This window comes from Bacillus sp. AFS012607, from assembly GCF_002558005.1.
Lineage (GTDB): Bacteria > Bacillota > Bacilli > Bacillales > Bacillaceae_G > Bacillus_A > Bacillus_A thuringiensis_S.
Window position 1 is genome coordinate 110,939 of record NZ_NTVM01000024.1, and the last position, 13,510, is coordinate 124,448.

Below are 13,510 nucleotides of genomic sequence, written 5' to 3' on the forward strand. Positions count from 1 at the left end.
CTTCGTACTCCTTTACACTACTTAGCTAAAGTTTTTGAAATATTTCCAAATAACTCTATATAAGTTTGAATTGATTCATTTGTGTAAGTATCTTCTGGTGCATAAATAACCTGGTTTTTAGAAACAGCAGTTGTGTTTTGAAGAGCAGGTGATTTAGAAATAACATCCTTAGCTGGAGCTGAAGTGGCTGCATCAGATGTTGCAGCATCACGATCTAATACGAAAATCCAATCAGGATTTGTTTGTGCAATAGCTTCAACAGAAACGTCGTCACCTTTATGACCTGCAGTAGAATTTGAAACTTCTAATGCTGGAGTCCAACCGAAAATTTCATACATTGGTCCCCAAACACGACCAGAGTGCGGCGCAGCAAAACCGATATTCCCACCAGTAACGATAACACTCATAACTTTATCTTTTCCGTTATAAGCAGATTTTGCGTTTTCAATAGATTTATCAAAATCAGCTACTAATTTTTTAGCTTCTTTATCTTTATCAAAGATTTTCCCTAAAGTAACTGTAGAATCTTTAAGTCCTTTTACTAAGTTTTCGCCAGGCTTAGTAGCCTTCTCAGATACATCAACATTAAGATCAATAACAGCTGCATTTGGTACTAATTTTTTGATTTCTTCGTAATGACCAGCAAATCTTTGACCAACGATTACAAGTTCAGGATTTGCAGCTGCAATAATTTCAAGATTTGGTTCACGGTGATTTCCAATGTTTTGAACTGAATCATCCTTTTTATATGCTGAATCTGCAGGCATGATATCCTTTGGAGCAGCCGCTAATTTAATTCCCCAATCAGATAAAGTTTCAAAAGTTCTGTTATCCAAAGCAACTACATTCTTTGGGTTTACAGGGACTTTAACAGTTCCATGAGCATCAGTGATTTCAACCGTTTTTGTCTTATCACTACCATTATCTTTATTAGCTTTTGACTCTTTAGTATCATTACTTGGATTTGAGCAAGCTACTAACATTAAAGTAAAAATTGCTAGAATACTCACTAATTTTAAAAGCATAGATTTTTTCATATGTATACTCCTTATAGTGTAATTTATTTCGAAAATGATGACATCCATAGATTGAATTAGAAATTAATTTTTATTCAATTGAATCGCTATTGATAATCATTTTCATTTGAACATCCTGTTAATTAGTATAGTCATTAATTCTGTGAAAATCTTGTGAATGGTGTGAATTCATAAAATCAGGCACCAAAAGTAATATGTGAAGTCAGGCGTGTTGATTAATCATGATTTCCTCTACAAAACACGCTCATTAATAGCTAATATTTTTATAATCCATTTTTTTACGTCTTTTAATACTTCTAAGAAACTATTTGATTATTAGATTCAATAGAAAAAAGAGTAAAACNNGTTTTACTCTTTTTTCTATTACCTTATTTTATCATTCAATCATTGAATAACCTCTACCATGTATCGTTTGAATATATCTGTCTTTCTTCTCGCACTTTAACTTTTTTCTTACATACCCAATATATAAATCTACTACATTTGGATTTACTACTACGTTATATCCCCAAACTTGATTCAAAAGCATTTCACGGCTTAATATTGTGTTTTTATTCTTGATTAAAAATACAAGTAAGTCGTACTCGCGCTTAGTAAGCGAGAGGTTTTCGCCACCTTTTTTCACAATATTACTAGATGCATCAACAAAGAGATCTTTAAACTGAAAAAAATTCGTCTCATTTTGCTGGTTACAATCACTTCTCCTTAAAATAGCTTGAACCCTTGCTACTAATTCTTCTTTCACAAATGGTTTTCTTATATAATCATCTGCACCTGCTTGTAGCCCTGCCACGCAATCCTCGCTAGAAATATTGTCGGTCACAATAATTATCGGTGTCGTTTTAACAAGTCGTATTTGTCTGCAAATTTCCGGTCCCGATATACTTAATGAATCCCAATCCAATACGATAATATCCCAATCTTGTTCATATATTATATTTAAACCTTCGTTTTCATTGTGAAGTTTTAAAATGAAATAGCCTTCTTGCGTTAGACCGCTTACGATTTTCTTCGCTAAAGACCTTTCATTCTTAATTACTAACACCTGCCTCACCGATGGTTCACCTCTACTTCAATATAACTTATTTAGATAAAAAATTATCCCGAAAAAACAATTTAAGATTTATAAATTTAAGATTCCTAAATAATCCATTAAAACAGCTTATTAGGAGAACTCTATATAATCTTACAATAGGTATGGTTAAAAACACAAAACATATGAAGATTGTAATAAATTAAAATTTTAATACAAACTCACCAGTTGGGCGTTTACTAGCAGCTATAGTACCTCCCTACTTATCATCAATAACCATTTTTTTATTCTCTGTTTCAAGGATACCGTCCCATCAACTTCAGCATTCTATAAAACCACAAACAAAAAAACCATAACCTCGCCAACCTGGCAAAGTTATGGTTCATATCATACAAAATAAAAAAACCACCAAATATGTATTGGTGGAGACGGTGGGAGTCGAACCCACGTCCAAAAATATCGGCACTTAAGCTTCTACGAGTGTAGTCGATATATTAGCATTTCGCGAACTCTTCGGCCTATCGACAGGCTTCCAAGTTGCTAGTCTGATTGTTCTCTTCCTTCGCCCTCAGACGGCGAACTCCGGCGTAGTCCACTTAGTTTGAGTCCCTTACCCTACCACATGGACGATGGAGGGAGGAACCTTTAGTGCAATTAAGCAGCTAAAGAAAGATTGTTTTGTTTGCCAATTATAGGCTTTGACGTTTTAACGAGGCCGATCCCCTCGACTCGCAACCTAAGCTCGAACTATCCCTGTCGAATCCGTAACGTCCCCATGATAAAAATGGAGCATACGAAGAAAATATCGTGATAGCTACTAAGAGCTGTTTTTCAATGTGCAACAACCTTACATAAGTTATTATATCATACGCGCGCCGTTTTACAAATGTAAATATCTGTATTACATCTTTTGGCGATCACGGAACACGCGTGCAATTTCACGTTTCGCTTCTTTCTCTTTTAAATCGTGACGTTTATCATATTGTTTCTTACCTTTTGCTAAACCAAGTGCCATTTTTGCAAATCCATTTTTCAAATAGATTCTAAGTGGAACTAATGCGTAACCTGTTTCTTTTGCAGCGCCCGCTAGCTTATCAATTTCTTTTTTATGAAGAAGTAATTTTCTCGTACGAAGTGGATCATGGTTGAAACGATTCCCTTGTTCGTATGTATTAATGTGCATATTATGAACCCATACTTCACCGTTATGTATACGTGCAAACGCATCTTTCAAGTTCACGCGACCAGCGCGAATCGACTTAATTTCCGTTCCTTGAAGGACAAGCCCTGCCTCGTATGTTTCTTCGATGAAATAATCATGAAATGCTTTTTTATTTTGTGCAATAACCTTACCTGTACCCTTTGGCATATAACGTCCCTCCTCTATTTTTACTATTGTAACAAATGTTAATAAAAAGCGAAAGTGGCTCGTTCAGAATGTGAGACGGATGGAGCTTCTGACCTTGAGGCGCTCTTTGCCTCTCGGGAAGAAGTGAAGCCGCCGAACATTCTAGCCACTGTAGCTAGATTCCAACAAAAAGAAAAACGGCCTCGCTTTTCATCAAAGCGAAGCCATCCTTTTCTTACTTACGCTTTTTCTTTTTCTTCTTGAATCCTGGTACGTTTTCGAAGAATCCTTTTTTCTTCTTGCCATTACCATCTTTTTTCCCTGGCTGACTAGCAGACGTGGATGCTGTTGCTGATGCGGATCCTCTTCCTGTGCTTTTACCTTTGCCACCACGGTCAAACTTTCTACCTGTGCCACGTTCACCGCCGCGCTCATTACTGCGCTCGCTACGTCCACCGCGTTTCTTTCTGCCTGTTCTTGGCTGCTCGATAACGACTGGACGATCTTTGAACTTACGACGAGGCGTACCTTTCATGCCAACGATTTCAAAGTCGATTGCACGCTCGTCTTTGTTTACGTTAATAACGCGAATTGTAATTTCATCACCGATGCGGAATACGTTTCCTGTACGTTCTCCGATCATAGCGAAATGTTGCTCGTCATAACGGTAGTAATCATCCGTTAAATAACTAACGTGTACAAGACCTTCAATTGTATTTGGAAGCTCTACGAATAAACCGAAGTTTGTTACAGAGCTAATCATACCGTCATACTCTTCACCGATCTTATCAACCATATACTCTGCTTTTTTCATCTCATCTGTTTCACGCTCTGCTTCAACAGCACGGCGTTCCATATTAGAAGAGTGCTCTGCAATCTCAGGTAATTTTTCACGCCATTTTGCTTGCGTTTCATTGTCGACTTTACCATTAATAATGTATTCACGAATTAATCTATGAACGATTGTATCTGGGTAACGACGAATTGGTGATGTGAAATGTGTGTAGAACTCAGTTGATAAACCGAAATGCCCTAAACTATCCGCATCGTAACGAGCTTGCTTCATAGAACGAAGCATAACCGTTGAAATAACTACTTCTTCAGGCTGTCCTTGAACCATTTCAAGAATTTGTTGCAGCGCACGAGGGTGTACTTCATTCGCACGTCCTTTTACCGCATATCCGAAGTTCGTTACAAACTCGAAGAAACGCTCAAGCTTATCTTCTTTCGGATCTTCATGGACACGGTACATAAACGGTACGTTCATCCAGTGGAAGTGCTCTGCTACTGTTTCATTCGCAACAAGCATAAATTCTTCAATTAACTTCTCTGATACAGAACGATCGCGCATAACAACATCAGTCGGTTTTCCTTCTTCATCTACTAATACTTTCGCTTCTTTAAAGTCAAAGTCAATTGCACCACGGCGCATACGTTTTTCACGTAGAATTTGTGCCAATTGACCCATCTCTTTAAACATCGGTACTAATGGCTCATAACGCTTAATTAACTCTTCGTCCTCATCTTCTAAAATGCTTCTTACGTCAGCATACGTCATACGTTCTGTCGTTTTAATCACACTTTGGAAAATCTCGTGTTTAACAACATCACCTAAGTTGTTGATTTCCATTTCACAAGATAATGTCAGACGGTCTACTTTCGGATTTAATGAGCAAATACCGTTAGATAGACGATGTGGAATCATCGGAATTACACGGTCAACAAGATACACACTCGTCGCTCTTTCCGCTGCTTCTACATCAATTGGAGAACCTTCTTGAACGTAATGACTTACATCCGCAATGTGAACGCCAAGCTTGTAGTTACCGTTCTCAAGCTTCGTTACTGTAACAGCATCATCTAAGTCTTTCGCGTCTGCACCATCAATCGTTACGATCATTTGATCACGTAAATCACGACGATCCTTTAAATCTTCTTCTGAAATCGTTTCTGGTACACTGTTTGCATGCTCCATCACTTCTTCAGGGAATGCTAAAGGTAAATGATGTTTATGAATGACAGATAAAATATCTACTCCTGGATCATTTTTATGACCTAGAATTTGAATAACTTCACCTTCTGCGCTTAAACGATTTTCTGGATAGCTCGTAATTTTCACAACTACTTTATGACCTTCTACAGCACCCATTGATGCACTTTTCAAGATAAAGATATCACTCGTCCAGCGCTTATTGTCAGGTATAACAAATCCAAAGTTTTTCGATTCTGTATATGTACCAACAAGTTCTTTCGTTCCACGCTCTAAAATGCGTACAATTGAACCTTCTTGACGTGAACCGCTCGATTGAGAACTAAGGCGTGCTAATACTGTATCGCCATGAAGTGCACCGTTTAATTCTGTAGGAGGGATGAAAAGGTCATCGTCTCCAGTTTTCTTCTCTTCTGGCACAACGAAAGCAAAGCCACGTGCATGTCCAATTAACTTACCTCGTACTAAATTCATCTTTTCAGGAAGACCGTATCGATTACTACGTGTACGAATAACAAGTCCCTTCTCTTCCATCATTACAAGTGCTTTTACAAAATCTTTAAAGCCCTCAGAACCTTCAATTCCAAATGCCTCTTCTAACTCTTGTATCGTTAGCGGTTTATACGCTTCTTCTCTCATAAATAATAACAACTTATCAATATGTTCTTGTGTGATTTCTTCCAAGCAAAAATACCTCCTTTAAAACCTTATATTATTTAGTGTATCCGAAAGATAGGGGATGTATAAAGTGAAACTTCAATACTCCTCTTATGATTTTTACAGTTTTCACAAAAAATTCCTTATGAAAAAAAGAGGCAACTAGATCTTACCAATCTAGTTGCTCCAAGAAGTTATATACATCCTCATGTAGCTCGTCACGTTGTTTATCAAGTGTAATGACATGCGTAGAGTCTTCATACCATTTAATGTCTTTTAACGTAGATTCTACACCGTTATAAATAATGTTAGCACTATCTGTATTAATCATTTCGTCATGACGTGCTTGTACAACAAATGTTGGTGCATAAATCATATCCACATTGTTACGTACGTCAGCAATTAATTGTTGTAATGCTTTTAATGTATTCATCGGTGTCTTTTGGAATTCCAGCATTTCTTGTTCGATTTGCTCTGGTGACTTTTGCTCACGCTTTTTATATTCGCGGGCATATGCCAATATACCTTGGTACATCGTTTCTTCGCTCTTAATATACATCGGTGCACACATTGGTACTACACCTAAAACCGGTACTGTATAACCTAATTTTAAAGAAAATACGCCGCCAAGTGACAATCCAACAACAGCAATTTTCTCAAAACCTTTATCTTTTAAAAGCTGATATGCCTCCGTTACATCTTGCCACCAATCTGTAGGGCCTGTATGAACAAGCTCTTCTGGTGGTACACCGTGCCCTTTATAAATTGGCGCATGACAAGTGTAGCCTTTCTTCTCTAAGAAACGCCCTAACATACGTACATCAGCTGAGTTCCCTGTGAATCCATGTAGTAATAAAACAGCGCGGTCTCCACCCTCAAATGTAAATGGTTTCGGAGATGCTAATTTCATCATGTACTTCTCCTCTTTCTCTTCTGTAATCTAGTCGTATTCTTTCTATATCTAGTGTACCATATTTATATTTCTATAATCTAATTAGAAACATCTTTCAAATGGCAAAACAAAAAAGAAGAACCATTAGTACATCTTACTAACGCTTCTTCTTTCAATTCTATAAGTTTAAGTACGTAACAGCAATTGTTAATACAAAGAACAATACAGCTAAAACAATTGTGATACGGTTTAATACTGCTTCAATTCCACGTGCTTTTTGCTTACCAAATAATTGCTCTGCACCGCCTGAAATTGCACCTGAAAGGCCTGAGCTATTACTAGACTGCATAAGTACCATAACAATCATTAAAATCGATACAGTAATAAGTAAAACGGATAATAACGTATGCACTTGGCGTACCTCCTACAAAGATTCAGTTATTGTAACTGTAGCATAAATCCTATAGAAAAGCGAGAGCTATAGAGTCGCTCCCGCTTTTCTTCCATTACATAAACATCATTGCAAATAACGGTCCAAGTAAACATGTCAAAATTGCTGTTAATGTCATTGTTACCGATCCAATAACACCTTCATGTTCGTTATTTTTCATCGCTCTCATAACGCCCATAATATGAGAAGCACATCCAAATCCGATACCTTTACCAACTGAGTTTGTAACACGGCTCCATTTTAATAAGAGAGGTCCTGTAATCGTTCCAGTAATACCTGCGATAACAACGAAAGCTGCTGTTAAGGAAGGTACACCACCAACTTGTTCAGAAACGCTCATCGCAACTGGCATTGTCACCGATTTTGGTAAAGACGATAAGATTAAGCTTTTATCTGTTCCCATAAGTGAAGCAATGGCAAAATCACTAGCGATTGCAACTGTTGTACCTACTAATACCCCGCCGGCAATCGGTACAACATACTTTTGCAGAACATGACGTTGTTTATAAAGAGGAATTGCAAATGCTACAACACCGGGTCCAAGTAGCTTTGCAATCCAGCCACCACCACTTTCCATATAATGTTGATATGGTATATCAAGCACGATAAATAGGAAAGCCATTAATCCTGTTGCTACAAGCATTGGAATGGTGAATGGTGTTGGAAATAATTTATAGATTTTTTTAGATAATTGATATAATAGCACCGTAAAAAGAACCCAACCGATTCCGATTAATATTTGGCTCATCGCGACTTTCTTTCCTTCCTATTCGCAAGATATTGTCCTGTATGTCCTGCGACAATAATAATTAAAAATGTACTCGCTACAACTGTAATGAAAAGAGAAATTCCTTTACTCATAAAAAAAGCACCGTAATTCATTAAGCCAAGCGTTGGCGGAATTAATAAAAACGGCATAATAGCAACGAGTGTTTCTGCTCCTAAATCGAACCATTTCACTGGAAGAACTTTTAGGCTAAGTAAAACAAGTAAGAGGAACATCCCAATCAAACTTCCTGGAATTGGAATATTTAGCATTTCTTGCACCCAAGTTCCAACCATATAAAACACGTAAAGAGCAGCAATTTGGACAAGAATCTTTGTAAATTTCATGTTCATCATCCCTCATGTTTATACGATCTTCTGTTAATATCTTTATCATAGTATAAATTGTAAAAAGCTGCAATTTATCAACTTGACAGCAAAAACAGCCTGTGTTATACGCTTACAACCTTGATATGACTGCATTTCCAAACGAAAATTACGTCAAAAACCTTGACCTAATATAAAAAGTTTTTATTTTCTGAATTTATAAGACTATTATTTCAATAAAATAATCTTTTTATCCTTAAGCTTACATATATATAAAGTGAAACTTTAATCCATGAGGATTCCCACATCCATACTGATTGTTAGCCCTCATCAAGCGGGTTTGTAAGGGATAAACAAGATAGGTGGTGAACATATGCCAAAAAAAGTTCTCATTTTTTGTGATCCTGGGATTGATGATACGATGGCTCTCCTCTTAGCTTTCTTTATTGATGAAATAGAAATTATCGGTATTGTTGCTGATTACGGCAATGTCCCGAAAAAAATGGCCGTACAAAATGCTCATTTTTTTAATAACGAAACAAAGAATAGAAATATCAAGATATTCGGTGGTTCAGAACGTCCTCTTACTGGTGCCCCACCTGCGTTTTTTACGGATGTACATGGGAAACAGGGGCTCGGGCCAATTATTCCAAAGGTAAATGTGACTAACGGAGAAATGGAGAATTTTTTTGAAGTTATTCCTCTTATTGAGCAGTATAAAGATGAATTAATCATTGTAAGTTTAGGAAGACTTACCTCCCTAGCAATTTTATTCATCGTATGTAAACAGTTAATGAAGCAAGTTAAATCTTACTACGTAATGGGCGGTGCCTTTTTACACCCTGGTAATGTTACCCCTATTTCCGAAGCAAACTTTTATGGCGATCCTACTGCTGCTAATATAGTCCTCCAATCTACAGCTAACATGTACATATACCCATTAAACGTCACCCAATATTCCGTCATTACACCCGAGATGGCGGAGTATATTGAAACAAAAGGAAAAGCCCCACTTGTCAAACCTTTATTCGATCATTATTACTACGAATATTATAAAGACGCCCTACCACATTTAAAGGGTAGCCCCTTCCATGACACAATGCCAATACTCGCTTTACTTGATAACTCTATGTTTACCTATCACAAATCACCTATCGTTGTCATGACAGAATCTTATGCGCAGGGGGCAAGCATTGGAGAATTTCGCTCTTTAGGAGAATCTAAGCCATTTATTGATTGGCCGAGTCATCAAATCGCAATTGATTTTGATTATAACCGCTTCTTCAAACATTTCATGTCACTTATGACGGGCGAACAATTTTAGCATAAAAAAACAGACCGTGATTTCTCACGGTCTGTCGTTATTTTCTACAATTATCGTTTGATGTTATAGAAAGATTTGATACCATCGTAAACAGCGATTTCGCCTAGTTCGTCTTCGATGCGTAATAATTGGTTGTACTTAGCAATACGGTCAGTACGGCTCATAGAACCAGTTTTGATTTGGCCAGCGTTAGTTGCAACTGCGATGTCAGCAATTGTAGCATCTTCAGTTTCACCAGAACGGTGAGATACAACTGCTGTGTAACCAGCACGTTTAGCCATTTCGATAGCTTCGAAAGTCTCAGTTAAAGTACCGATTTGGTTAACTTTAATTAAGATTGAGTTAGAGATACCTTTTTCGATACCTTCAGCAAGTTTTTGAGTGTTAGTTACGAATAAATCGTCACCAACTAATTGTACTTTATCACCGATACGCTCAGTTAATAATTTGTGACCATCCCAGTCGTTTTCGTCTAAACCATCTTCGATAGAGATGATTGGGAAGTCTTTGCAAAGCTCTTCGTAGAAATCAACCATTTCTGCAGAAGTTAAGCCAGTACGGCCTTCGCCTGCAAGGTCATATTTACCAGTTTCTTTGTTGTAGAACTCAGAAGAAGCAACGTCCATTCCTAAGAATACGTTCTCGCCAGCTTTGTAACCAGCTTTTTCGATAGCTTCGATGATTACTTCTAAAGCTTCACGGTTAGAACCAAGGTTTGGAGCGAATCCACCTTCGTCACCTACTGCAGTGTTAAGACCTTTGTCATGTAATACAGCTTTAAGTGCATGGAATACTTCAGCACCCATACGGATTGATTCTTTGAATGTTGGAGCACCAACTGGTAAGATCATGAACTCTTGGAAGTCAACGTTGTTATCAGCGTGAGAACCACCGTTGATGATGTTCATCATTGGAGTTGGTAATTGTTTTGCATTGAATCCACCAAGGTAACGGTATAATGGAAGACCTACGAAGTCAGCTGCTGCGTGAGCTACTGCCATAGATACACCAAGGATAGCGTTAGCGCCTAGTTTACCTTTGTTTGGAGTGCCGTCTAATTCGATCATAGCACGGTCGATACCAGCTTGGTCAGTTACATCGAAACCAGCGATTTCTGGAGCGATAATTTCGTTAACGTTGTTTACTGCGTTAACAACACCTTTACCAAGGTAACGAGATTTGTCACCGTCACGTAATTCTACTGCTTCGTGCTCACCAGTAGATGCACCACTTGGTACGATAGCGCGTCCGAAAGCACCGCTTTCTGTGTAAACTTCTACTTCTACAGTTGGGTTACCACGAGAGTCAAGGACTTCGCGAGCATAAACATCAATAATTGTTGACATAATAAATTCTCTCCTTTTTATATAAGCAAATTATTTAATAATTGTTTTACCTGTCATTTCTTTCGGTTGTTCCACATTTAAAAGTGTAAGCATTGTTGGAGCGATATCTCCTAAAATACCACCTTCACGAAGCTCTACATCATTTTTTGTAACGATGAAAGGAACCGGGTTAGTTGTATGAGCTGTCATCGGCTCGCCATCAGCAGTTAACTCCTGATCGGCATTACCATGGTCAGCAGTAATAAGTGCTACACCATCTTTTGCAAGAATCGCTTCTACAACTTTTCCTAAACATTCGTCAGTTGCTTCTACTGCTTTAATTGTTGGTTCCATCATCCCAGAATGGCCAACCATATCACAGTTTGCAAAGTTAAGAATGATAACATCATGTTTATCATTTTCGATTTCATTTACTAAAGCGTCCGTTACTTCGTAAATGCTCATTTCAGGTTTCAAGTCATACGTTGCAACCTTCGGTGAGTTAATTAAGATACGCTCTTCTCCTGGGAATTCAGCCTCACGACCACCGCTAAAGAAGAATGTAACGTGCGGATACTTTTCGGTTTCCGCGATGCGAAGTTGCTTTAATCCCGCTTGCGCAACAACTTCACCTAAAGTGTTATCAAGGTTCATTGGCTTGAATGCCACGTAACCATTCACAGTTTCACTGAAGTGTGTCATACATACGAATTCTGGAATGTGAGGTACTTTTTCACCACGATCGAACTCACGGAAGTCTTCGTTTGTAAATACACGAGCAATTTGAATTGCACGGTCTGGACGGAAGTTATAGAAGATAACTGCATCATCATCATTGATTGTTGCAACTGGCGTGTTATCTTCGTTAACAATTACAGACGGCAATACGAATTCATCATAGATACCGTTCGCATAAGAGTCTTCTACACACTCTTCTGCTGATTTATAAGTAGGGCCTTCACCATTCACCATAGCACTGTAACATTTTTCTACGCGATCCCAACGCTTGTCACGGTCCATGGAGTAATAACGACCAGAGATAGTCGCGAATTGTCCTACTCCTGTTTCTTTAATTACTTCATTTGCTGCATCGATATAACCTTTTGCTGTTTGTGGTCCAACATCGCGGCCGTCTAAGAACGCATGGATATAAACTTTCTCCACACCTTCTTTTGCTGCTAAGCGAAGAAGAGCAAACATATGGTTCATGTGACTGTGCACACCACCATCAGAAAGTAAACCGAATAAATGAAGAGCAGTACCTTTTTCTTTTACGCTTTTAATTGCATTTTGGAATGTTTCGTTCCGATCGAACTCACCTTCACGAATTGCAACGTTTACGCGTGTTAAGCTTTGATATACTATGCGGCCAGCACCAATATTTAAGTGACCAACCTCAGAGTTACCCATTTGACCTTCTGGAAGACCTACTTCCTCACCACAAGCTGTAAGCGTTGTATGAGGGAATTTATTCCAGTAACCATCAAAATTAGGTTTCTTAGCTTGTGCTACAGCATTCCCGTGAGTTTCTTCACGAAGTCCGAAACCGTCAAGGATGATTAAAGCTGTTGGCTTTCTCATTTTACCGCCCCCAGAAGACCTAAGAACGAAGCAGGCTCTAAGCTAGCACCGCCAACTAAAGCGCCGTCGATGTCAGATTGTGCCATATACTCTTTAATGTTTTCTGGTTTTACGCTACCGCCGTATTGAATACGAACAGCTTCTGCAGCTTCTGGAGAAACAGCTTCTGCAACAACTTTACGGATGTGCGCACATACTTCATTTGCATCTGCAGAAGAAGAAGATTTACCTGTACCGATAGCCCAGATAGGCTCATAAGCGATAACAGTTGCTTTAACTTGCTCTTCTGTTAAACCTGCAAGTGCTTTTGTCACTTGACCTGCTACTAGATCAAATGTTTTTCCGCTTTCGCGCTCTTCTAAAGTCTCACCACAACATACGATTGGTGTTAAACCATGTTCAAATGCTGCTAGAGTCTTTTTGTTTACTGATTCGTCTGTTTCAGCAAACATTTCACGACGCTCAGAGTGGCCAAGTACTACGTAGCCTACTTTTAAGTCGCTAAGTGCTACTGGGCTAATTTCGCCAGTGAATGCACCATTTTTTTCGAAGTGCATGTTTTGTGCACCTACTTGTAAATCAGTTCCTTCAGTTGCTGCTACAAGGCGCTCTAAGAATAGAGCTGGAGAGCAAACTACTGCATCAACAGCTGAAGCTGCTGGGATTTGACCTTTAACTTCCTCTACGAAGCTAACTGCTTCAGATAGAGTTTTATTCATTTTCCAGTTACCTGCGATAATTGGTTTACGCATGCTTTGCACCGTCCTTTTTCTTTGGCTG

At 38.4% G+C, this 13,510-nt stretch carries 12 protein-coding genes and 1 other RNA gene; 1 reads left to right on the forward strand and 12 read right to left on the reverse strand.

Annotation, left to right across the window (positions count from 1 at the left end; translation table 11 throughout):
• Positions 1 to 17 precede the first annotated feature (17 nt).
• The 9 genes from CN409_RS25580 to CN409_RS25620 form a co-directional block, all read right to left on the reverse strand.
• Positions 18 to 1,037 (reverse strand): siderophore ABC transporter substrate-binding protein, encoded by a 1,020-nt coding sequence (locus CN409_RS25580; protein WP_000749440.1) that lies wholly within the window; start codon positions 1,035 to 1,037, stop codon positions 18 to 20.
• Positions 1,038 to 1,413: 376 nt separating this feature from the next.
• Positions 1,414 to 2,091 (reverse strand): response regulator transcription factor, encoded by a 678-nt coding sequence (locus tag CN409_RS25585; RefSeq protein ID WP_001250260.1) that lies wholly within the window; start codon positions 2,089 to 2,091, stop codon positions 1,414 to 1,416.
• Between the two features lie 399 nt (positions 2,092 to 2,490).
• Positions 2,491 to 2,845: a transfer-messenger RNA gene (gene ssrA / locus CN409_RS25590) on the reverse strand.
• 126 nt (positions 2,846 to 2,971) lie between these two features.
• Positions 2,972 to 3,439, reverse strand: coding sequence for an SsrA-binding protein (gene smpB, locus CN409_RS25595; protein WP_001123917.1), 468 nt, complete (start codon positions 3,437 to 3,439; stop codon positions 2,972 to 2,974).
• A 214-nt stretch (positions 3,440 to 3,653) separates the two neighbouring features.
• Positions 3,654 to 6,092, reverse strand: coding sequence for a ribonuclease R (gene rnr / locus CN409_RS25600; protein WP_000391343.1), 2,439 nt, complete (start codon positions 6,090 to 6,092; stop codon positions 3,654 to 3,656).
• Positions 6,093 to 6,234: 142 nt separating this feature from the next.
• Positions 6,235 to 6,975 carry a carboxylesterase gene (estA, locus tag CN409_RS25605; RefSeq protein ID WP_000761986.1) on the reverse strand — a complete coding sequence of 247 codons (741 nt, stop codon included), beginning with the start codon at positions 6,973 to 6,975 and terminating at the stop codon, positions 6,235 to 6,237.
• 160 nt (positions 6,976 to 7,135) lie between these two features.
• On the reverse strand, positions 7,136 to 7,369 hold the full coding sequence (secG, locus tag CN409_RS25610) for a preprotein translocase subunit SecG (protein WP_000557266.1): 234 nt from the start codon (positions 7,367 to 7,369) through the stop codon (positions 7,136 to 7,138).
• Between the two features lie 94 nt (positions 7,370 to 7,463).
• Positions 7,464 to 8,156, reverse strand: a complete 693-nt coding sequence (locus CN409_RS25615) for an LrgB family protein (protein ID WP_000078304.1) — start codon at positions 8,154 to 8,156, stop codon at positions 7,464 to 7,466.
• Entirely contained in the window at positions 8,153 to 8,521 is a 369-nt protein-coding gene (locus tag CN409_RS25620; protein ID WP_000673223.1) for a CidA/LrgA family holin-like protein, read from the reverse strand. Before CN409_RS25620 ends, CN409_RS25615 begins: the two co-directional genes overlap by 4 nt.
• A 352-nt stretch (positions 8,522 to 8,873) precedes the next feature.
• Here CN409_RS25620 and CN409_RS25625 point away from each other — a divergent pair, with 352 nt between their 5' ends.
• Positions 8,874 to 9,824 (forward strand): nucleoside hydrolase, encoded by a 951-nt coding sequence (locus tag CN409_RS25625; RefSeq protein ID WP_097981411.1) that lies wholly within the window; start codon positions 8,874 to 8,876, stop codon positions 9,822 to 9,824.
• Between the two features lie 50 nt (positions 9,825 to 9,874).
• Here CN409_RS25625 and eno read toward each other — a convergent pair whose 3' ends face one another.
• Genes eno through tpiA form a run of 3 tightly spaced genes read right to left on the reverse strand, consistent with a single transcriptional unit; the run spans position 9,875 to position 13,482 of the window.
• Entirely contained in the window at positions 9,875 to 11,170 is a 1,296-nt protein-coding gene (eno, locus tag CN409_RS25630; RefSeq protein ID WP_000103951.1) for a phosphopyruvate hydratase, read from the reverse strand.
• A gap of 30 nt (positions 11,171 to 11,200) precedes the next feature.
• The gene (gene gpmI / locus CN409_RS25635; RefSeq protein WP_097981413.1) at positions 11,201 to 12,730 is read right to left on the reverse strand and encodes a 2,3-bisphosphoglycerate-independent phosphoglycerate mutase; all 1,530 of its coding nucleotides are present in this window, start codon (positions 12,728 to 12,730) and stop codon (positions 11,201 to 11,203) included.
• Positions 12,727 to 13,482 carry a triose-phosphate isomerase gene (gene tpiA, locus CN409_RS25640; RefSeq protein ID WP_001231042.1) on the reverse strand — a complete coding sequence of 252 codons (756 nt, stop codon included), beginning with the start codon at positions 13,480 to 13,482 and terminating at the stop codon, positions 12,727 to 12,729. Before tpiA ends, gpmI begins: the two co-directional genes overlap by 4 nt.
• Positions 13,483 to 13,510 lie beyond the last annotated feature (28 nt).